Source organism: Paenibacillus sp. LC231, from assembly GCF_001860525.1.
In the GTDB taxonomy this organism is placed as follows: Bacteria; Bacillota; Bacilli; order Paenibacillales; family Paenibacillaceae; genus Paenibacillus_AQ.
Window position 1 is genome coordinate 76,818 of sequence record NZ_JFOM01000017.1, and the last position, 22,843, is coordinate 99,660.

At 48.6% G+C, this 22,843-nt stretch carries 14 protein-coding genes; 13 read left to right on the top strand and 1 reads right to left on the bottom strand.

The genetic code is table 11. The features are described 5' to 3' along the window. Positions 1–13 precede the first annotated feature (13 nt). The 13 genes from AK95_RS14385 (at position 14) to AK95_RS14445 (ending at position 21,200) form a co-directional block, all read left to right on the top strand. Positions 14–3,082, top strand: coding sequence for an alpha-mannosidase (locus AK95_RS14385; protein ID WP_071220676.1), 3,069 nt, complete (start codon positions 14–16; stop codon positions 3,080–3,082). Between the two features lie 52 nt (positions 3,083–3,134). After that, on the top strand, positions 3,135–4,061 hold the full coding sequence (locus AK95_RS14390; protein ID WP_074961845.1) for an ABC transporter permease: 927 nt from the start codon (positions 3,135–3,137) through the stop codon (positions 4,059–4,061). 12 nt (positions 4,062–4,073) lie between these two features. Then, a complete protein-coding gene (locus tag AK95_RS14395) occupies positions 4,074–4,970 on the top strand; it encodes a carbohydrate ABC transporter permease (RefSeq protein WP_071220677.1) in 897 nt (298 codons plus the stop codon). Between the two features lie 72 nt (positions 4,971–5,042). Beyond that, positions 5,043–6,701 carry an extracellular solute-binding protein gene (locus tag AK95_RS14400; RefSeq protein ID WP_071220678.1) on the top strand — a complete coding sequence of 553 codons (1,659 nt, stop codon included), beginning with the start codon at positions 5,043–5,045 and terminating at the stop codon, positions 6,699–6,701. A gap of 164 nt (positions 6,702–6,865) precedes the next feature. Then, a complete protein-coding gene (locus AK95_RS14405) occupies positions 6,866–8,869 on the top strand; it encodes a glutaminase family protein (protein WP_071220679.1) in 2,004 nt (667 codons plus the stop codon). 24 nt (positions 8,870–8,893) lie between these two features. After that, entirely contained in the window at positions 8,894–12,112 is a 3,219-nt protein-coding gene (locus tag AK95_RS14410) for a glycosyl hydrolase (RefSeq protein ID WP_071220680.1), read from the top strand. A gap of 265 nt (positions 12,113–12,377) precedes the next feature. Beyond that, complete coding sequence (locus AK95_RS14415) at positions 12,378–13,979, top strand: CehA/McbA family metallohydrolase domain-containing protein (protein ID WP_071220681.1); 1,602 nt, start codon at positions 12,378–12,380, stop codon at positions 13,977–13,979. Between the two features lie 192 nt (positions 13,980–14,171). Then, positions 14,172–14,987: a MerR family transcriptional regulator gene (locus tag AK95_RS14420; protein ID WP_071220682.1), complete on the top strand. Its 816-nt coding sequence runs from the start codon at positions 14,172–14,174 to the stop codon at positions 14,985–14,987. Between the two features lie 70 nt (positions 14,988–15,057). Next, positions 15,058–15,741, top strand: a complete 684-nt coding sequence (locus AK95_RS14425) for a DUF554 domain-containing protein (RefSeq protein WP_071220683.1) — start codon at positions 15,058–15,060, stop codon at positions 15,739–15,741. A gap of 208 nt (positions 15,742–15,949) precedes the next feature. Then, positions 15,950–17,623: a ribonuclease J gene (locus AK95_RS14430; RefSeq protein ID WP_071220684.1), complete on the top strand. Its 1,674-nt coding sequence runs from the start codon at positions 15,950–15,952 to the stop codon at positions 17,621–17,623. Positions 17,624–17,899: 276 nt separating this feature from the next. Next, positions 17,900–18,850 (top strand): carbohydrate ABC transporter permease, encoded by a 951-nt coding sequence (locus AK95_RS14435; RefSeq protein WP_071220685.1) that lies wholly within the window; start codon positions 17,900–17,902, stop codon positions 18,848–18,850. A 61-nt stretch (positions 18,851–18,911) separates the two neighbouring features. Further along, positions 18,912–19,781: a carbohydrate ABC transporter permease gene (locus tag AK95_RS14440; RefSeq protein ID WP_071220686.1), complete on the top strand. Its 870-nt coding sequence runs from the start codon at positions 18,912–18,914 to the stop codon at positions 19,779–19,781. A 39-nt stretch (positions 19,782–19,820) separates the two neighbouring features. Next, complete coding sequence (locus tag AK95_RS14445; protein ID WP_071220687.1) at positions 19,821–21,200, top strand: extracellular solute-binding protein; 1,380 nt, start codon at positions 19,821–19,823, stop codon at positions 21,198–21,200. A gap of 909 nt (positions 21,201–22,109) precedes the next feature. Here AK95_RS14445 and AK95_RS14450 read toward each other — a convergent pair. After that, positions 22,110–22,601 (bottom strand): NUDIX hydrolase, encoded by a 492-nt coding sequence (locus AK95_RS14450; RefSeq protein WP_071220688.1) that lies wholly within the window; start codon positions 22,599–22,601, stop codon positions 22,110–22,112. Positions 22,602–22,843 lie beyond the last annotated feature (242 nt).

Genomic DNA, 22,843 nt, shown 5'->3' on the forward strand with positions numbered 1-22,843 from the left:
GGAGCAAATCATCATGCCATACGAACCGATAAGGCCGGAACGGTTAAAACAAATGTTAAACCAGCTTCGGGAAGCGATATATGAGCCGGTTGCCGAGTTGGAAGTGAAGGCATGGGTTACGCCTGAGCCCGTATCGTTCATGGATCGAATGACGGGTGCGCCAATGACGCTTGTCCACGGAGAACGATGGGGCAACCTGTGGGACTGTGCCTGGTTCCGATTTACCGGCAGCCTTCCGGAAAATAGCCGTAAGGAAGACTACGTTCTTTTACTGGACATTAACGGCGAGTTGTGTCTGGTGGACCGGGAAGGATCTCCGGTCCAGGGATTGACTACCGTGAATTCGGAATTCGATTTTTCATTAGGACTCCCCGGCAAGCGTGTTGTCCTTCTTCATGACATGTACATGAGCGGATCTGACATTGAAGTATGGGCAGATGCAGGCAATAACGATCTCTTCGGCAAATACCAGGGAGGTACTTTGAAAGAGGCTGTCATCGCAGTCTGCCGGGAAGACATTCGAGGCCTCTATTACGATGTCGAAGTCCTCTTGGAAGCTGCCGAGCAGCTTCCTGCCGGAACCGCGCGCAAAGAGAGAATCTATCAGGCCCTCTATGACGTATCACTGAAGTTAACGGAATTCTCGCCGGAGCAGGTCAATCAAGCGAAGAAGCAATTGGGTAAACAATTAAGCTTGCAAGGGGGCGATCCGGTTTTAACGATCAGCGCGGTGGGTCATGCGCATATCGATCTGGCCTGGTTGTGGCCCATCCGCGAAACGATCCGAAAAGGCGCCAGGACGTTCTCGACCGCGCTTCGCATGATGGAACGCTATCCGGAGTATGTATTCGGCGCAAGCCAGCCCCAGCTGTACGATTGGATGAAGCGGCATTATCCCGCGTTATATGAACAGATCAAGGAGCGGGTACGTGAAGGCAGATGGGAACCGCAGGGGGCCATGTGGGTGGAGTCGGATACCAATGTGCCGGGCGGCGAATCTCTGGTGCGCCAGATCCTGTACGGCAAGCGGTATTTTCAGCAGGAGTTCGGTTTGGAGATGAAATCGCTCTGGATGCCGGATGTTTTCGGTTACTCCGCTAGCCTGCCGCAGCTGCTCAAGAAGTCGGGCGTGGATTACATGATGACCCAGAAGCTCTCCTGGAGCGAATATAACCGGCACCCTCACCATTCCTTTCTATGGGAAGGGATTGACGGCTCCGCCGTATTAACGCATATGCCGCCTGAAGATACATACAACAGCCCGGCAGCCCCGCGTTCCATCGCCAAAGCGGAGCGGGATTATTTAGATAAGAACGTATCCAGTCATGCCTTGATGCTCTTCGGCATTGGGGACGGCGGCGGCGGTCCTGGTGAAGAACATTTGGAGCGCCTTGCACGCGAGAAGAACCTGCTTGGTCTATGCCCTGTCATACAGGAGCCCTCGTGGAAGTTCTTTGAGCGATTGAACGAAGAACGCGATTCATTCCAGACGTGGCGCGGGGAGCTTTATCTGGAAAAGCATCAAGGCACCCTGACCAGTCAGGCGCGAAGCAAGCGGTATAACCGGAAGATGGAGAAAGCACTGCGCGAGCTGGAGTTTGCTTCCGTGCTGGCTGCCCGGTTAGGCAGGACATACCCGTCCGAGACACTGGAGACGATCTGGAAAGAAGTTCTGCTGTATCAATTCCACGACATTCTGCCGGGCTCTTCCATTAAGCGGGTATACGACGAGTCGTTGGTACGTTATGAAGAGCTGCTATCAAACACGGAAGCTATGATTGCCGAGACCTACCGCTATCTGGCAGAACACATTTCACACGATGCCAAAGCTTCTCCCGGAACGGTTGTATTTAATTCGCTGCCTTGGGAACGCCGGGAGTGGCTGCGCACGAATGGAAGATGGCATCACGTGTTGGTTCCATCGATGGGCTATACCGTCATACCGGATGTCGCCGATGCTGGAGCTGAAGATGAAGTGGCGTCAGGCATCGAAATGCTTCCGGAGACACCGGAAGCAGAATTAGACGTTACAGTTTCCGAGCGAAGCCTGGAGAACGACAAACTGATCGTGAAGTTTGATCAAAACGGGGGCATTCTATCGATCCTGGATAAGGCGGAAGCTCGCGAAGTCATCCAGCAAGGCCGCTCGGGTAACGATCTTCGCGTGTACCATGACGAGGGGGATGCATGGGATTTCCGTCATGACTATTCGGCGAATCCGGGCAAGCCGTTAAACCTCCTCGCGATACAAAAGCTGCGGGACGGCCCGCGAATCGGGCTGGTCTTCGAGTACGCATATGGCGAATCTGCGCTGACGCAGACCGTTGTGCTGACGGAGGGCAGCCAGCGTATCGATTTCGAGACGTCCGTCGATTGGAGAGAGAACGGCAAGATGCTAAGAACCTCGTTCCCGGTCAATATACGTACGGATCAGGTTCATTGCGAGATCCAGTTCGGCAGCTTGAGCAGGCCGACCCACCGCAATACGATGTGGGATTTTGCGAAGGACGAGATTTGTGCCCATCAATGGGTTGATTTATCGGAGCCGGATTATGGGGTTGCGCTGCTCAATGATTGCAAATACGGCCACCGGGCGATCCATAACGTGCTGGATCTCCATTTGCTCCGCAGCAGCTCTTATCCGGATCCGGATGCGGACCGTGCGGAGCACCGATTCACATATTCGTTATATCCGCATCAAGGGAACCATGTGCAAGCCGAAATCTATCGACGCGGCAATGAGCTGAACATCCCGCTTCGTACGATTTCCTTGGCTTCCATGCCTGACCAAGCGACAGGAAAGCTCCCGTCATCCAAAGCATTTCTGCGGCCGGATCATCCGAACATTATGGTGGAATCGGTCAAGAAAGCCGAGGATGGCGACGACATCGTGGTTCGTCTGTATGAAACATCGGGAACACATGCCAGCACGACACTTCATTGTGGATTTGAAGCGACCGAAGCCTGGACGACGGATCTGATGGAAAACATCCTTGCAGCTCTGCCGCTTGGCGAAGCATCCAACCAGATTGCGTTATCCTTTACGCCATTTGAAATCATTACGCTACGGTTGAGATTATAACTTGAATAACCCGGGGCGGCCCGTCCGCCCCAATGAAAGGAGAGGTGGGAATGTGAGCAAGTCACGATTAACCAACAACCGATTCATGAAACGAATCTGGCAGCACAAGCTCTTTTACTTGTTCATGCTGCCAGGCATCGTCTGGTTTTTTCTATTCTCTTACGTGCCCTTATACGGAATTCAAGTTGCTTTCCGAGACTATACCTTCGTCGGCGGCTTCACCGGGAGTCCCTGGGCAGGATTCAAGTATTTTGAACAATTCTTCAATTACTATCAGTCCGGTGACATCATTCGCAACACGGTCATCATCAGTCTCATGAAGCTGCTGATCGGATTTCCGATGCCGATCGTGCTTGCGCTCCTGTTAAATGAAGTTCGGAAGATGAAATTCAAGAAGACGATTCAGACTCTATCCTATTTGCCTTATTTCGTATCCTGGATCGTGGTTGTTACGCTCATGCAGCGTTTACTGACTCCATATGGCGGTCCGGTCAATGACTTGCTGGGATCGTTCGGGGTCGAATCGATCCAGTTCCTGAACAACCCTACCTGGTTCTATCAGATGATTGTCGGGTCCGATATCTGGAAGAACATCGGCTGGAATTCGATTATCTTCATGGCCGCCATTGCGGGTATCGATCAGCAGCTCTACGAAGCCGCCAAGATCGATGGCGCAGGACGCTTCAAGCAGATGTGGCATGTGACACTGCCTGGTATCCGCAACGTGGCCATCATCTTATTTATTCTTGCCGTGGGAAATCTGATGAGCGCCGGGTATGAACAGCTCCTTCTCTTGAATGGTCCTGCGACTGCCAGTATGGGCAGCGTGCTGGACGTGCACGCCATCAATTCCGGTATCCGGGAAGGGCGTCTCAGTTACGCCGCTGCAGTCGGGCTATTCCAAAGCATTATCGGGCTCATCCTGGTTCTGACCGTCAATCGCATCGCCCGCAAAGTCAGTGATGTATCCCTGTTCTAAGGAGGTGACGTAATGAAACGTAAATGGTCTTTTTTCTCGATGTTCAATTACACCGTTCTCGCCATCATCGGATTTTCGATGATCTATCCGTTTATTTACATTTTGGCGTATTCCCTTAACGACGGGAAGGATTCGATGATGGGGGCGATTTATTTTTTGCCCCGTAAATTCACGCTGGAGAACTACGCCCAGGTATTCGATAACGCCCGCATCTGGAAGGCGTACCAAATTACGCTCATGCGCACCGTGCTGGGTACATTCCTGCATGTTGTGCTGTGTACGCTCATGGCCTACGCGCTTTCCAAAAAGACATTGCCTGGCCGCTCCTTTTTCACCTTTTACATCTTCTTGCCGACGATTTTCAGTGCCGGGTTCATCCCGTTCTTCATCACGCTGCAAAAGCTGCATCTGATCAACAGCTTCTGGGTGTATGTGCTGCCGATGCTGTTCAATTTCATGCATATCGTCATCATCCGAACCTTCCTGCAAGGCATACCCGAGGAGTTGGAGGAGTCTGCCCGCATTGACGGGTACGGCGATTTTCAAATCTTCGTGCGGATTATACTGCCGCTATCGGGCCCGGTGCTTGCCACCATCTCCTTGTTCATCGGGGTGGCCCATTGGAATGATTGGTTCTCGGGTGCTTACTACGTATCCAACAAAGATTTGATACCGGTGCAGACCCTTTTACAAGAAATGCTGACGGAAGCTGAAGCGCTGTCGAATTCGATGCAGCGAGCCGCGCAGCAGGGCGGACAGACGATTGGCGGAACCAGCGGTGCTGGCGCGACGCCGGAATCGCTCCGGATGGCCTTGCTTGTCATTACGGTCTTCCCGATCTTGTGCATTTATCCGTTCCTGCAGCGATATTTCGTAAAGGGGGTTATGATCGGTTCAGTTAAAGGTTAGGTCATCCTGACCCGGAATTTGTCCAAAGCTTTACCAAGATCATTGATATCCATATTCCAGGAGGCGATTGGTTTGAAGAGGATTTGGTCGAAAGGCGTTTCCGCATTGCTCGTGTCCATCATGGTTGGAGGTTTGCTGATCAGCTGCACGAATTCATCAGGGAACGGAGATAACGGAGAAGGGGCAGAAGGAGAGAATTCATACAAACTCAAAATACTACACAATTGGAACGGTTCCAACGGTTCTGATGCCATAACGCCCGTGGAGGAAGTCATCAAGGAGAAAACCGGCGTCACCCTCGAGTGGGAATATACAAAAGGCAGTGAGACGGAGAAGGTTAACCAGATCTTCGCCACGCAGGATTTGCCGGACATTTATACCGGGCCAGCCTGGGGCGGGGAATTGGATGGCATCATTAAGGCTGCCAAAGAGGGACAATTGGTGGATATATCGGACAAGCTGAAGGATTATCCGAACTTGTCCAAATCGATTGCGGAAGAAAATGTACCGCCGGCATTATATGAGAAAGCGATAGACGCCTACGACGGCAAAAAATATTTGCTGCTGCAAAATCAGCCGGCCACGAACGAAGATGGCATGGATTGGCTTTATGGTTTCTATGTGCGCAAAGACATCGCCGAGAAAGTCGGCGTCGATCCGCAATCCGTTGTGACGAAGGAGGATTTCTACAACTTCCTCAAAAAAATCAAGGATGCCAATCTGCAGGAGAACGGCCAGCCGGTCTTTCCTCTGGGCGGTTTCAGTAACGGCTGGGCCGTTGGCATCGGCAACACCATGTTTTATTCCGGAGCGAGTTACGTCGACAAAGGCGACGGCACGGTTGAACATAACTTCTTCACCAAGGGTTATGAAGAATACACGCTGTTTTATCGTAAGCTGGTTGAAGAGGGGCTGATGGATCCTGAAGCCTTCACCCAGACAGACCCGATTGCCAAGGAAAAAATCAATCAAGGCCGCATTGCCATCCTGGCTGCGCACTATCCGGCCATCCTGGATGCTTCCAAGGAGTATGTCTCTTCGCATCCGGGCAGCGACTACATTCCTCTCGGCCCGTTGGAGCGCGCTGACGTTGAGCCGGACAGGCCTGTTGATCTGGGGATTCAGGGAAATAACGTAACGGCGATCACGAAGAACTGCAAAGGCGCTTGCGTTGACGCTGCATTGAAGTTCCTGGATTTCATGGCTTCCGACGAAGGCTTTATGCTTGCCCGGTACGGTGTGCAGGGCGTTCATTGGGACATGAAGGACGGCAAGCCGGTCGCCAATCAGGAATGGTTTGACAAATTCAGCACGGACACCAACATGAAGCTGTGGAAGAACGAAGGCATCAGCATCGGTCTGGAATCGCTGACAGGGCTTGACCGCATCAATTCCGCTGCGGGAGGAGACATCTGGGCGGAACAAGAAAGGCTTGAAGCGATGGAGAACGCTCGCAAAATCCTCCGTCCGAACGGCATTCACGTAATAACAGCTTATAACCCGGGTGATGTTATCACGAAGGCGCCGGAATGGGAGATGCTGAAGCCATCGATGGATCGAATGGGAGATGCGTGGAAGGAAGCGGTATTTGCCAAATCGGATGAAGCGGCGATGAGCATTATCAATGAACTACGGGAACAGCTCCGTAAAACCGGATATGAGAAAGCGATGCAGTTCACGAACGAAAATCTGATGGGGAAAGACGTGGTAACCGTTCAGATGCCGAACTGATGACTTCCAACGTCAAGGGAGCCCGGTAAAACGAAAGGCTTCGCAGCACCTTGGCCATCAAGGGGGCGGAGCCTTTTGGTGCTCTCCTTGGTTTTTGTTTCCCCATCACAAGGATATAGAAGGCATCGTCAAGAATAAACAAGACATGAAGGAGTTGATGTCAGATGACAACGAAATTCAGACCTCCATCCGTACCGCTGGTTACCGTAGATCCTTACTTCAGCGTCTGGTCCGCGGCGGATCATCTCAACGATGATCATACCCGGCATTGGACTAACAAGATTCAAGGTATGGTCGGCCTTGCGATCATCGATGGCTTGCCCAGACGATTTATGGGGAGGGTAGCAGCGGCGGATTCAGCAGAACGTCCCGAGCTTGAAGTTCTCCAGCAAACCGATTTGACGGTTGAGCCGGTAACTACCCGTTATACGTTCCAAGGGGAAGGCATTGAGCTTCAAGTTGAGTTCACCACGCCTTTATTACTGAATGATCTTGATCTGTTATCCCGGCCCGTAACGTATGTGACAGTTCAGGTTCGTTCGAAGGATGGGCGCGAACATGATGTGAAGCTCTACTTCGATGTTACAGGCGAATGGTGCGTAAATACACCGGATCAGCAAGTGACCTGGGAGCATCGCGTTATCGATGGACAATTGAATATGATGGCGATGGGTACTGTCGAACAGCCGATCCTGCAGCTTGCCGGAGATGATACCCGAATCGATTGGGGGTATATGGTGCTGGCGGTTCCCCGTACGGAACGCATCCAGACGGTCATTCATTCTGTGTCAGGCCGTGAGTTGTATGTACGAACTGGTCAATTACCTCCGGAAGATGATCAGCAGAAGCCGCGGGCCGTATCCAATCATACCCCCGTTATGGCAGCCGAAATTGATCTGGGCCCAGTACGGGATGAATGGGAATCTGAGTATCTGATGCTTGCGTATGATGATATTCATGCCATCGAATATTTTAACCAGCCGCTGGATGCTTACTGGAAGCGAAACGGATTGACGTTCCATGACATGCTGTTACAGTCCGCCGCCCAATATGAAGTCATCATGCAGCAATGTGAGAGCTTCAATCGCGAGCTGATGGCAGAGAGCCTTGCCGCAGGCGGTGAAAAATACCGGGATATCTTGGCCTTGACGTATCGACAGGCAGTAGCCGCGCATAAATTGGTTGCCGATGAAGCGGGACATGTGTTGTTTTTTTCCAAGGAGAATTTCAGCAACGGATGCATCGCTACGGTCGATGTCAGTTATCCGTCGATTCCATTGTTCCTGAGATACAATCCTGAAATGGTCAAGGGGATGATGCGCCCGATTTATAAGTATGCCATGAGCCCTGATTGGCCGTTCGATTTTGCGCCTCATGACGTGGGAACATACCCCAAAGCCAACGGCCAGGTGTATGGCGAGAACAAGCTGGAATACCAAATGCCGATCGAAGAATGCGGGAATATGCTCCTAATGGCTGCCGCGGTATGCAAATATGAAGAGAATGCGGATTTTGCCCGGGAGCACTGGGAACCTCTTACCGCTTGGGCGGGATATCTACTGCAGCATGGACTCGATCCGGATAATCAGCTGTGCACGGATGATTTTGCCGGACATTTGGCGCATAATGCGAATTTGTCCATCAAAGCGATCTTGGGCATTGCCGCGTATTCGTACATGTGCGAACTGCTGGGCTTACAGGAAGGGGCCTCTTATCTTGAAGCCGCTCGGAATATGGCGAATGAATGGATATCCATGGCCGATGCAGGTGATCATTATAAGCTTACGTTCGACAGCGCAAACGATACCTGGAGCATGAAATACAATCTGGTATGGGATCGCCTGCTGGAATTAAACCTGTTTCCAAAAGAAGTTGCTGCCCAAGAGCTGGACTATTATAAGTTGAAACAGAATCGTTACGGCCTTCCGCTGGATAGCCGCGATACGTATACAAAAGCGGATTGGCTGGTATGGTGTGCCTCCATGAGTGCCAAGCAATCCCAGTTTGAAGCCATGATTGCGCCCTTATGGGATTTCATGAATGAAACCTCTGCTCGCGTTCCGGTGACCGATTGGTATGACACGATTAGCGGCAAACAGATGAACTTCCAGAATCGCTCCGTTGTCGGTGGTTTTTTCATCCGGTTGCTTATGTCCCGGTCTGAATGAAATCTGTAATAAGACAGGTGATGCATGTTGAATAACGTTAATGTTCAGGCAGAAATAGCCCGTAAGGATCTAATGCAACTGAAGCAGCAATTCGAGAATCCGGATGCCACCTATCGCCCGCAGCCGTTCTGGTTCCTGAATCATGAGCTCACGAAGCCGGAGCTGGAAAGCCAGATCCAATCGATGTATGAAGCGGGTGTCGGCGGTGTTGTTCTGCATGCGCGTCATGGGATGCAAACCTCTTACCTGTCACCGGCATTTATGGAAGCTTTGGAGTTCTGCACCCTGGAGTGCAAGAAACGTAATATGGTCGTCTGGCTGTACGATGAGGACAATTGGCCAAGCGGAACGCTGGGCGGGAAACTGACGCGTCAGCATCCGGAATATCGCATGCGTTACTTAAGGATTGAAGAGAAAAGATATACGTTTGACGGACAACAACAAGGATTGAAGCTGGATTTTGCGCGTTATGATCACAATGAGCTTATTGCGATTTTGGCTTACCCTGCCGTCGAGTCAGAAGGGGAGTGGCTGCTCTGTGATGAACCGGAGGATCTTACGCATGTATGGGGCAGGGAATGGACGCCGACTACGGAGGATCCTTATATCGTGCTGGCCTGCTGGTCCTGCGAAATCGCGGAAGGCATTACGTTTGCCCAAGGTTACTACTTGGATACGTTGAATCCGGAAGCCGTTCAGACTTTCATCCGGATGTCCTATGATCCGTTTCAGTCCTTGCAGGAATACTTTGGCACAACGATTCAAGGTGTTTTTACCGACGAACCCGGGCTAATGATCCACGATGGTTTCTTTGGGGTAGAAGCGATTCGGACGGCAGTTGACGATGTAGGCGCTACCCTGCCGGGCATGGTTTTCGCTTGGACGGAAGGGATGGCGGAGCGATATCAGCAAGAGAACGGCTATGATCTCATCCCGCGGTTAGGCGCCTTGTTATATAACATGGCTGATGGCAGCCGGTCAACGAAGCAGCAGTATTATGATACGATAACACGCTGGTATGTTGAGGGTTATCATCATGCGATTCGTTCATGGTGTGAGCGGCATGGACTGCTCTACATCGGACATACGCTCGAAGAGCCGATCTGGGGACAGGCTAGATCGCAAGGCAATCAGACCCGGGTGCTGCAGCAGTTTCACTACGCTGGCGTGGATTATTTAACGCCCGGCATCGGCACGAAGGAGAATCCGCATCGGATCGTGTCGGTAAAGACGGCAGCTTCTGTCGCTCAGCTGAACAGCAAGGAACGGGTGATCTGCGAATCGTTTGGCGCAAGCGGTCACGGCTATTCCATGCGAGAGCGGCGACTGGATGCCAACTTCATGGCATTTCTGGGCGTTAGCCTCTTCATCCCGCATGCGTTCTATTACTCGTTTGCCGGGTATCGGAAGACCGATTTCCCGCCGACGGAATTCAAGCATGCGCCTCACTGGCCGCATTATCGTGCTTTTGCCGACTATCTCGGTCGACTGAGTCTGCTTGGCGCGAGCGGTAAACGTACACCGGAGGTTCTTCTGCTGTCACCTATCCATACGGTATACGAAAATATGTTCGTATCCGGTCAATCGAATAAACATCCCGCTTCCGATGCTCTATTCTCGCTCCTGTCGGATCGGATGCTTCGCAGATCCATTGATTACGACTATGTAGACGAATCTCAGCTTCGCGAAGCCAGCCTTATGGATGGAGAAGGGGTACGATTTAACGGGTGTACGAACATATATTCGGTTTTGATTATGCCGGAGATTGAGGTCATGTCGAAGGACATAGCCGCACAGCTCGTTTCTTATGTTAAGCAAGGCGGTACTCTCATTGCCGTAGGAGCGATACCGCGGCATAGCGAGTGCTTGCATCATGATCCGGAACTGGCGAAGCATATGCATGCGCTGTTTGATTCGACTCCGCAGCATAATGAATTACGATCCATCGGCAAGGGGTATACGCTGTTTTATTCCCTGGAGAACCTGCCATTTCCTGATCCGATTGATTCGTTGTGTGAACGTGTAAGCGGGTTATTAAGGAAAACTCCTGTTTTACGATGGAAGTTGATCGAAGGACAACATGAGGATTTGATTAGTGTGGAACGTGTGTTCGGGTACCGGGTATTTGTGTGGCTGATGAACTGGTCGGAGAATTCCGTTTCCATGAAGCTTGATGCAATGGAGGTGAAGTACCGAATCGAAGAATGGGGCTTAGAAAGCGGAGAAATACGCCGGTTAGCCAGCGATTTCGTTCTTACCTATGCACCTGGAGAGCTGCGAGTGCTATCGGTTGTACCTGAGGAGAGCACAATTGGTTCAATAGAACAAATGTTCGATATGGAGTGGGAAGACGGGGATGTAGTCCTTCTTGATAATCTATGGCGTTTCCAGACACTCGAACCTAATGTTCTATTACTGGACCAATGGCAGGTCACGCTGAATGACCGACAGTCCAGGATGAACGCTACGATGCCTGGGCAAGTGAACACGTATCGTACAACGTTTACCATGACGAAGGAATTGCTCGAACGCTTGCAATCACCGAGCGGTGGCGGGCTTCCGTATCAATCCAATAACAACCCATCACCGAAGATCGAGCTCATTCTGGACGATGTGGAGCAGAAAATCCCTTCCCATATCGGTTTCCTGCAGCGCAGGCGCAACCTTGAAATCTTCGTGAATGGCGTAAGACAGAATGCGCTGCAGCCCTCTACTTGGCAGGATCAACACTATGCTAGCGTGGATATCACGCCGCATTTGTTAGCGGGTGAGAACGAACTTGAGATTCTGACGGTTTCATTGCTGGAGCCGATGCCGGCCATTTCATTTCCTGCATTTTTGATCGGACCCTTTGTTATAGAAGATCGGGTGAGGCTAAACGCGAGTCCGGAACGTATGTTTGGTTGTTGGGCTTCTGCCGGCTATCCTTATTATGCGGGAGCGGGAGAATACTCCCAGCAAGTGGATCTGACCCAAGTTAGCTTGGCTCCAGGTGAGGAATTATGGCTGGAAGCTGAAGATATAAGGGAGACAGCTTCTTTATATGTGAATGATATGGAGGCAGGGATTCGATTGTGGCCTCCTTATCACTGGAATATCGCGCCATATGTTGAGCAGGGGAGCAATTGGATTACCATCCGGGCAGCCAATACGCTGGAGAACTTATATGGAAAGACTGCATTGCCTTCTGGGATAAATGGAAGGGTGAAGCTGGTGCGTCGAACTTTGTCTAAAAGATTGTAATCTTAAATGGATAGCTTTGAAAATGACTGCAGCCGAGTTTAGGTTGTAGTCATTCTTTTTAAAGTTTACATAATATTAAATATGTAACCCATAAAGTATAGAACTTGCGTATTTCATGTTTCAAGGGTGGTATTTTTTCATAGAGATATATTGAATAGGGAGCTTCATTCTTACACAATCAACGATTTACGATAACATTCTCTTCATCATGGAGGCTTACACTTAAGAAGTTTGACGAACGATATCAATTTGGAGGTGCCATGAAGTGCAGCTAAAGAAGAAAACCATCATGGTTTTGGCGCTCAGCTTGTCCATTTCTTCGCAAGGCATGATTGTTCATGCAAAGGAAGATGGGGCTAAGATTAGGCCGGAAGGAAACGGCAAATGGATGACAGGGGAGTATCACGCGCATACGTATCAATCCGATGATGCCAGCCAATCCCTGCAGGAATTGCTGGACAACGGATTCCAGAAGTATGGCCTGGATTGGATCGCGGTCTCCGACCATCTTAGAGTTTCTAAACGGGACGACGAGGGAAATCCCCTTGCCGGCGGATCTATTCCGTTCTCCATGGGAATGGGTCGATACCAGATTCCCAAGATTCAGCAGCTTCAGGAAACAGGGAAATACAAGAACAAGATTATCTTCTCAGGCTTCGAGTGGGACATGCCTACATATGAACATGTGGGAATCGGTATTATATCAGGTAAATTCGGTTCAGAATCGAGCCTCAAGGCAGCCCGTCAGTTCGAGTATCTGTTCACTGATCGCGATGAAGCGATGTTCAATCCCAAAGATGTCGCCGATTGGAATAAACAAGACAGCCGGGCCTATACGACTCCAGAAGATGCCCGGACAGCGCTGGCATGGCTTCAGAAAAACTATGGAAACCGCAGTTATGCATTGCTCAACCATCCTTCCAGAAAAACCGTGTACACCATCGCGGATATCCGGGATTTCAACAATATTGCGCCAAACGTGGTGTTCGGAATGGAAGGCATGCCAGGGAATCAGATGGAACCGGATCGCGGCGGACTAAACTTAACCACGCCGGAAAACAGAACGTACGGCGGCGCTGATTACATGATTGCCAAGGTTGGCGGCGTATGGGATGCGCTGCTTGGCGAAGGACGCGAATTTTGGAACTTTGCGAACTCGGATTCTCATTTTGAGATCAGTGAAAACCGTTTGTACTCCAGTGGATATTGGCCCGGACAATACGCTAAAAATTACACTTGGGTGAATGGGGACGACATGCAAAGCGTACTTAACGGTATGCGTTCGGGTAAATCGTTCTCCGTCTACGGCGATTTAATTAACGCGCTGGATTATCGCGTTCGTCACGGGAACAAGCAGGCCGAAATGGGGAGTAACCTGCAAGTGAAGAAAGGGAACCCGATCGAAATTACGATCCGATTCAAAAGTCCGAGTAAAAATAACAACGGTGATCCTGTAACCGTAGATCATGTCGATTTGATCTCAGGCGACGTAACAGGGAAAGCGCAGCCAGGTACGGCGGCTTACAGCAAGAGCACCAACGACTCGACGAAAGTGGTTAAACGTTTTACGAGCAAGGATTGGAAGACCGATCGGGATGGATACAACGTCATCACTTATCGGACGACCGCAACGAAGGATCAATACTTCCGTTTAAGAGGGACGAATCTTGGCGTGAATGTTGCTGGAGAAACCAGCAATGGCGACCCACTCATAGATCCGAAAACGGACATCGAAGACAACGAGCAGCGGTTTGCGGAAATTAATAAACGAAACTATAGCGACCTGTGGTTTTATTCTAATCCGATCTTTGTCAGCGTTGACGACAAGCCGGTTAAAGGCCCTAACAAACAGGGAAAGCATCAGTAGGATGCGAACCGCACTCGATTTATTTAGAAGACTGCCGATGGTTCGGTAGTCTTTTTGTTTTTTTACACGACGTATAGTGATGCATCTCGTAATATAGCTGATGAGACGTTGGTTGTATTTTGTTGCATATCCTATCATTTTATTGTGCAAATTTAACGAAGGGTATAGGCTGTTAAGGAGAGGAGAGATGATATGTTTACGATCGGTGAAATATCCAAGCTTTTTCAGATCGATATCCGCACCCTCCGGTATTACGACGATATTGATTTATTTAAACCGGCAACCGTGGATCATCTGACAAATTACCGTTATTATTCGGTCGATCAATTCGAGCAGCTGAATACCATTCTGTATCTCAAGGCGCTTGGCATCCCTTTAAAGGACATTAAGCTTTTTCTGGATGATCGGGAGATTGACCATATACTAACCCTGCTCAAGGAGCAGCAGCGCAGAACCGAAGAGAAAATTGAGGAATATCAAAGAATCCGGGCGAAGATAAAAAGCCGAATTGAGCAGATCGAAGATGCCTCGAATAAGGAAGAGCTCTACAAAATTCGGGAAGTCGAGTTTCCCGAGAGAGTGATGGTTTTGCTCAAACAGAACATACATAAAAGCGACAATCTGGATATGCCGATCCGATTATTGGAGAACAGCACCAAAATGAAGTCCACCATTTTCCTTGGCAAAGTAGGATTATCGATCTCGATGAATCGTTTAATGCAAAGTAAATTTGATCAATATGACTCCATTTTTGTCATTGTGGAGCAGGAAAGTTCGCGCAGCAGCTCTGAGGTCGATGAGAAGATATGGCCCCAAGGCACTTATACTACGATTCGGTTTGCCGGGACACACGAAGATGCAGCGCCTTATTATAGAAAGCTCCTGGATTATATCGAGGAAAAAGGATACAGCCTGATCGAGGATGCGTTGGAGATCACTTACATTGATTACGGGCTTACCGGTGATCCCTCTCAATTCGTAACCGAAATTCAAATGCTTGCTAAATAAACGATTGACCCTCCAGCTGCTGGAGGGTTTATTCTTTGTATCAAAACATATTTAGTAGGAGAGAACGGCTGTGATAGGAACCATTGTAAACGTAACAACCATTGTTGTAGGCAGTACGATTGGAAATGTATTTAAGAAGGGGATGAGCGAAACCTATCAGGACATTCTGATGCAGGCGATGGGTTTGGCCGTCATGGCACTTGGTGTGAATTCGATCGTGAAGTATATGCCGGATAGCCAATATCCCGTTTTATTCATTATAAGTCTTGCCATAGGCAGTCTGATCGGGGAGAAGCTCAACCTGGAGCAGGGATTTAAAAAAGCGGTGTCGAGGTTCACCAAGGGAAATTTGGCTGAAGGATTAACTACGGCCATTCTGTTGTTTTGTATTGGAACACTATCCATTATCGGACCGATCGAGAGCGCCTTGCACAATAATCATACTTATCTGTTTACCAATGCCATTCTGGATGGCGTGACATCCATCGTACTGGCTTCAACCTTCGGCATTGGCATCATTCTATCAGCCGTGGTCACATTTTGTTGGCAAGGGTTATTGTACGTGATGGCCGGCGCAGCCTCTGGCTTTATTACAACGGAGCTGTTAACCGAAATATCCATCATTGGCGCTATATTAATTTTTGCTTCAGGCCTTAACATTTTGGGCATACGGAACTTTAAAACCATGAATCTCACGCCAGCGTTGTTGATCCCGGTCATATTCATTACGATTAAAAATCTGCTCGGTTTTTAACATGAAACCCGGATTCAACCTTATCTTCATTTCAAGGATAGCCCGCCTACGGATGGCGGGTTTTTTGCTGTACTTCCATACCATGCTCACAAGAATGAACCATTGTATACCTTGGTGCATAAGTTCTGTGACAATTTCAATAATATAGGAGAACCGACAGCAACGAAGAATTGGACTAGGTGGATAGAGAGAAGGAGGCTTCATCGTTATGAATATAGCTGAACATCAATTGCTGGTCGCAGCGCTAGGCGGCGTGAACGAAATTGGTAAGAACATGTACTTCATTCAGTACGATCAAGATATCGTGGTCATTGATTGCGGCTCCAAATTCCCAGACGAAAACCTGCCTGGCATCGATTTAATTGTGCCTGACTTCACCTATTTGCTGGACCATGCGGATAAAGTCAGAGCCCTTATTGTCACTCACGGACATGAGGACCATATCGGAGGGATACCTTATTTGCTGAAGCAGCTCCCGATCCCTGTGTATGGGACGAAGCTCACGATTGAGCTGATTAAAATCAAGCTGAAAGAGCATCGCCTTCTGCGTGATTCCGAGCTCCACACGATCGATGCAAATTCCACCATTGAAGCGGGCGCCATCCATGCCTCTTTTTTTTCGACCAGCCACAGCATTCCCGACTGCGTGGGTATCGTCTTTCAGACACCTGAAGGCAATGTTGTTCACACGGGAGATTTTAAATTTGACATGTCTCCTGTGAAGGGACCATATCCGGATCTGCATCGGATGGCTGAAATCGGCAAGCAAGGGGTAAAGGTATTATTATCCGAAAGCACAAACGCCGAGAGACCGGGATTTACGCCTTCGGAACGACTCGTTGGCGGACATATCCTGGAAGCATTCGCACAGGCAAAACAGCAGGTATTCATCTCTACGTTTGCGTCGAACGTGAACCGTGTTCAGCATATCATCGATGCCGCCGCTGAAACAGGGCGAAAGCTCATTCTGCTCGGCCGCAGCATGGTGAATGTCGTTACCGTATCCAAGGAGCATGGCTACTTAAATATCCCCGATGACTTACTGATTGATGCAGGCGACAGCGAGCGTTATCCACCGGACAAAATTGCCGTGCTATGCACGGGGAGTCAAGGGGAACCAATGGCAGCTTTATCACGATTAGCCAACTCCAAGCATCCCCATATCGAGATTTTGCCTGGCGATACCGTTATCATTGCTGCAGGGGCCATACCTGGAAATGAACGGAACCTTGCTCATGTGATCGATAATTTGTATGTGCTGGGTGCCCAGGTCATCTATGGGTCCGGTTCAGCTTCAGGGATGCACGTATCCGGGCACGGCAGCCAAGAAGAGTTGAAATTAATGCTCACCTTGATGAAACCGGATTACTTAATTCCTGTTCATGGTGAGTTCCGAATGCTGTATCAGCATCGTCAGTTGGCGGATTCCGTGGGGATTCCTAATGAAAATGTGTTCATCATCCAGAATGGCGACACGATCCAAATCCAGCAGGGAATGGCCTCCTTAGGTCCAAAAATCCCTTCAGGCAACAGCCTGGTGGACGGATTGATGATCGGGAACGTAGGCAACATCGTTTTGCGGGACCGCAGGCAGCTGTCCTCGGACGGGATGCTCCTTATTGTAACTACTCTCAGTAAAACGGAAAAGCAGATGGTAGCGAAGCCTGAGCTCATATCCAGAGGTTTCATCTTCGTGAAAGATTCGGAGGAATTCATGGGTCGAATCCACGATATCGTCATGTCTTCCATGAAGGATTTAACGGAAACCGGGTCCACCCAATGGAATCTGATCAAGCAGACCTTGAAAGATCATGTCGGGAAATTCATATACAGCGAGACCAAGAGAAGGCCGATGATTCTGCCCATCATTATCGAGGTATAAGCCTTTTGAATTATAAAAAAAGCGCAGCCTGAAAGAGGCTGTGCTTTTTTCAGTGAGATTCGAAACATGGTCGTTGTAGGCATACACCCGGATGCGGGCCGCTGCATACACTGCCGATAAGGAATCGCTGAAGGTGTTGTTCTTCCATTCACGTCTGTGAAAAAAAGAATAACACATAATCCGGATTCGTCCACATAACCATTTACAGAATGGACATGAACGTCTTGTCCGATTACCGGAATGGATCCGGTTATTAACGAAAGGAGGAGGATCGGTTTGTCATCCACCCCAGAAGGGAAATGGACAGCGGAGCATGGAAATCGGGCTAAACGAAAGTTCAGATTTACGCGCAATGACTGGATGGGCTATCTATTCAGCGCTCCACTGATTGTTGGTGTCATCGTATTTGCCATTTATCCTATGTTCGCCGCACTGTTTATGAGTTTTCATCAGACATCCGGGCTCAATTTATCCGGCACCTGGGTGGGCCTGAGCAACTACCAATATGCATTAGAAGATACCTTATTTTGGCAAGCGCTTTCAAATACGTTTGTCATGGGGATATGGTCTGTACTGCTTGGAATTGCACTATCATTTGTTTTAGCGAGCTTAATAAATAATCTGAAATGGCATCTGGGACGTAATTTTTTCAAAGCGGTATATTTTCTGCCCAATGTCGTGTCAGGCGTTGCTACAAGCTTGTTGTTCTCCTTCTTGTTTTTTCCGTCCAAGGAAGGGCTGATCAACTTTGTGATTGGTTTGTTCGGCCTTGATCCTGTCGGCTGGTTCACGAACCCGGAAGTGGCCCGTTACAGTATCGTGCTCATGAGTTTATGGGGCGCGCTTGGGTACAACACCATTATTTTTCTGGCTGGTTTGCAGAGCGTTCCACGGGATCTTTATGAAGCAGCAGAAGTGGATGGGGCCGGTACCTACCGGAAATGGTGGTACATTACGATTCCATACTTGCGTCCAATCTTTGTGTTCATGCTCATCATGGGAACCATCGGCGGAATGAAACGGTTTACGGATGTATGGTTAATCGGCGGAACCGCTGGTAATCCGGGGGGAAGCCTGATGACCGTGGTGCTGTATATTTACCGAAATGCGTTTCTCTCTTCGCAGATGGGGCTGGCTACGGCCGTATCCTATCTGTTATTCGTCATCATACTCATCTTAACCGTGTTCCTTATGCTGCTCAACCGCCGCAAAGACAGTTTGGACTAACGCCATTATCCATGATTCGGGTCCGTAGGGGAACCTTATTCCAGAAGACAGGAGGGTAACTATGAGCAGTTCTGCCTTGCCCAAGGAGCCTGTGCGCCGTAAACGAATTACACTTCAACAGCTGATCCTAACACTGGTTCTGTTGGTAGGTTCATTCATCATGATTGTGCCATTCTTATGGATGCTGGTAACGAGCTTCGATTGGGCTGCACGGTTAAATATTTCCTTCCCGCCGAAAATATGGCCGGAGGAGCCTTCAATCCGAACCTATGAAGCCGCTTTCACCAATATCAATATGTTCCGATATATCGGCAATTCCACGCTTGTCAGTGCAGGGGTCATTATCATCAGCTCGTTGTCCGCGTTATTATCCGGTTATGCCTTATCCAAGCTTCGCTTCAAAGGGGCCAATTTCGTCCTGCTGCTGGCGCTAAGCACGATGATGATTCCGTTCGAAATGACCATGATTCCGCAGTATCTTTTGTTCAGTAAACTCGGGTTGGTCGACAATTATCTGGCATTTTATTTGCCCGCCATGAACTATGCGTTTGGTACTTTTTTAGCCAAAGCGTTCTTTGATCAATTGCCCAGCAGTTTAAGGGAAGCGGCCGTACTAGATGGAGCCAAGGAAATTACGGTATTCAGCCGGGTTTATCTGCCGCTATGTACGCCGATTATCGCCACCATGGTCATTCTGCTGTTCTTGGGCGTATGGAACGATATGCTGTGGCCGCTGCTGATCCTGAAATCGGCTGCCAAGTACACAATCCAGATTGGATTGGCCATGTTTACGTATAACAACGGTATTAACCAACAGCCATCCATTATTATGGCGGCCACGACCACGAGCCTCATTCCGGTTATCGTCGTCTATATGTTCCTGCAGCGCTATATTATCGAAAGCATTGCGCTTTCTGGTATCAAGCAATAATTCAGAAAAAAGCTAAATTTATGCGGGGGTGTTGATGTGATGAAAAAAGCGGTGCTGCTTATCCTGTCATTCGTGCTGGTGTTTACATTGGCCGCTTGTTCAGGCAGTTCGGGAAAAGATGTAACAGGCGGCGTTACCATTGAAAAAGTATCGGATATGGAAGGAACGGTTCGCGTTGCGCTGGCAGGCTGGCAGCTGGATAACGGAATCGATGCGCTGACAGGTAACCCGACCATCGGACTCAACGAATATTTGGATAAAACGTTCAAAAAAATGTATCCGAACATCAAGCTGGAGGTTTATCAGATTCCCTGGGAGAACGTAAAAGCCAAACAAACGGCTATGTTGCTCTCCGGCGATGCGGATGTCTTGTATACCGGGGGAGCCTTTGCATCGCAATGGTACCAGGAAGGGCTTTTGCGTGATCTGGACGACTTGATCGAAAAGGATACTTCGTTTGACCCGAGCATTTATCTGGAAGGCATCATGAACAACTCCTACAGCACCAAGTCGCCGGATGGAAGCAAGCAGTTTGGGATTCCTGCCGTTCTTGGCCGCCGGATGACCATTTATGATAAGAAGCTGTTTGAAGACTGGGGTGTCGAAACACTCTCGGCACAGCCAGGACCGGACGAAATTCTGGAGAAAGCCAAGCAAATGACCGGCAAAAACCCGAAAACCGGTGAAGACAATTACGGTCTGTATTGGAGCGGCAACTCATTAAACGGATCCACCTTTGTTGCATTAACCCTTGCTTATGGCGCCAAAGGAGCGGAAGGATCGCTGAAAGATATCAAGAACATTAAATGGCACTTGAATTCACCAGAGATGGTCAAAGTGCTCGAATGGCTAAAAGAAGCCGCACAACTGCCGCCAGCAGGTTTCGTGAATGCCCAGGGAGCTGAGAATTTCGGACTGGAGAAGAACAATATCGCTATTGCCCTTGATTCCACCGGCGGCTCTACGATGAGTGAATACCGGTCGAAGCAGAATAAAGAGCTGCTGGACCGTTTTGAGCCAGTGCTGAACATGGGGCCTAAAGGCGAAGGCTGGGTTGCGGTTGACCCGTTCATCATGGCGAAGAATGCAAAAGATGTGGATGCATCATGGGAAGTGTTAAAGTTTTTGACCAGCTACATGACGCAAAAATATATGTATGAAAACTTCTCCAGTACTCCGACACTTAAAAACGCTGATTTCGTAACGCCGGAAGACAAATTTGTCAAGAAAGCACTCGAAATCGCAAATGTTGGCCACTCGGAGCTCATGGATGAAGCCAATCCGTTCTACATGAGTGATATCGCTCCAGCCATTAACGGATTTATAAGCCAGGCTGCATCCGGAAACGCGCCGGATATTCAGAAATTTCTGGATGACCTGCAGGCTCGTGCTGAGAAATGGTCGGCAAATCTGAAGTAAAGCAGGAGGGGACTGCACTGGGTGCGTATTGGCGTGGTTGAAACGTAAAGTCTACGGAATCGCGGGTTTTCCGCCGCATGAGAAGACTTTAGAAAACCTTTGGTAATCTTATCCCTGCAGAGACGGGACTAATCATGATGATTATATGAGTCAAACAACATAATATATTCCAGTATTATGTAAAACGTGCATGATCTCGATGCTGCCCGGAAAAAAACCGACCTATATGGCCGGTTTTTTTGTGATATTTCGTATCTAGATCATTCCGGATAAGGCGGAGTTCGAAGCGAATAAAATAGATATTGAAATTACACATAAAATAACAATAAATGGTAAATAATAAAAATATAGAAGGGAGGCAACGTGAAAAATAACAAGGATAACAATGTTTAGGAAGTGCTAGTGATGATTATGAGTTCAGGGGTTAAATGCTTATGGACTCAAGCTTGTAAGAAACAAACAATAAATGCACATCAAATCTAGAATGTTCAATAAATAAATCCATAAACGGTGTAAATGATAACGTGAAAGAATCTGGATGATCAGACGAATTAAGATTTATTGAAAAATGTTTGAAACGACCTGCGATGATCGATATTTATGATGATTGATTAAACCTAGGATCCAACAGCAATTCAAATGAGCTTAAACGAATGAACTGAAAGTTGAAGTTAAGAAATAAAACAAACCGAAAGTGAGATTAAAAACGAAAGAGAACGATACTTAACGATGACTTAACATCTGTTTCACAAAACTCGTATTTTGTACATATGTCTTGTTGAGCTGCTGACTCGGGACAAGAACTTGTACCGATAAAACAAAAAAGCCGTTAGCGACTTTCTATGGGACCATGATGTTCTTGTCCTTCGACAGTAATCCTTTTCTATATTTATTTAACTATCAATACAACTAAACATTCCTTTGAAGCTTGACATCACACTCTGACGTTGTCGCAGTGACGTACTCCATATAATTCACTGAGCCGTTAAAGTTCAAATAAGCTTCATAACGCATGCGGATTGCGGGTAAAGTGATCAAATCCAGAACATTTTCCTTTGGAACCCACCTGCATTCGCTAGATTCTTCAGTCGATGTTGCTAACTCTCCACCCACAGCTTTGCACACGAAATCAAACATGACCTTCGTAGGAACATCAGTTTCACCGTCATACCACTTATGGATGGCTGTATTCGAAACAACACTAATTAAATGGCTAACAATGGCTTCTATTCCACTTTCCTCATTAATTTCACGGATCACGCCATCAATCAGGTTTTCTCCAACTTCAGTTATCCCACCAGGATATACCCAACCGTCGTCGTGGGCTTTTACTAATAGGATATTTCCATCTCCATCTTCTACAATTCCGCCTGCCGATACAATATGTGTCGGAAACGACATTTCTCAACCTCCTAATACTGATAATTTGTATATTTATTCCACGTGTTTCATGTACTTCCCTGCTTTCATGAACAAAAGCAGCCGATCACGTTGATCGGCTGCCTTCTTGTTTTTATTGAGCTATCGTTTCCCGTTAGAATTCCTGTAATACGAATATTTTGGAGATTGAACAAAAACGAGCGCCTCGGTACGATGGGGTTACACACGAGGTCATTGCCTCAAAAAGCCCATCCAGGAGCTAC